The 682-nt window shown below is 33.4% G+C and carries 1 protein-coding gene; it reads right to left on the minus strand.

Annotated features, from left to right (window positions below; genetic code table 11):
* Positions 1-200: 200 nt before the first annotated feature.
* Positions 201-682 (minus strand): hypothetical protein (locus C200_RS15860; RefSeq protein WP_033923822.1); only part of this gene is annotated, 482 nt, incomplete at its 5' end.

The following is a 682-nucleotide window of genomic DNA, read 5'->3' on the forward strand; positions in this document are numbered from 1 at the left end:
CACTTTGGCTGGCACAGAGGGGCAGTAAAGTGAAAAAATTAAGGAGTCAAAAGAGCTTGCTCAAGAGAGTCATTATGTGTATCCATATACCGTTTATAATATTTAAAAGTTTGATATCCTCCAACTAGACTTGATGTTTTAGCTCTGTGGCCTTTGCTAAGAATACTCTTCCAGTCTCTGTCATTTATATCCAATAACTTTCAACTTTCTTCAAAGCAAGGCTCAGCCACTTTATAAGACTTCGCAGCTAATATACCTAACCTATGATGAAGTACATGAGCAGCATTTTTAAGAACAATCTGAGGTTCCTCAGTTTCTACTTTTGACTTAAAAAATTTAGCCATTGCTAACTTTTTTTGATTGCCCCTTTGCTGAGCATTACTAATTGCCCGATCTAAACCAGCCTCTAGAAAAACTTTAATTAAATTTCCTTTTTCGGGATTATCGAGCACTTTTTCAATATAATTTTGATTTAACCCTAAATCTTGCATTTTAATAAACAAAGGGAGATTATTAAGCGCTTTTTCAATACGATTCTGACTTAATCCTAGGTCTTGCATTTTAATAAACAAAGGGAGATTATCAAGCGCGTTTTCGGTATAAGCTTTATTTAAACCCATATTTCTCATAAGTTGATAAGAATCTAAATTATCAATAGCAATGAAATGATCCCCAAAATTTA

Origin of the sequence: Piscirickettsia salmonis LF-89 = ATCC VR-1361, assembly GCF_000297215.2 — a bacterium.
Lineage (GTDB): Bacteria > Pseudomonadota > Gammaproteobacteria > Piscirickettsiales > Piscirickettsiaceae > Piscirickettsia > Piscirickettsia salmonis.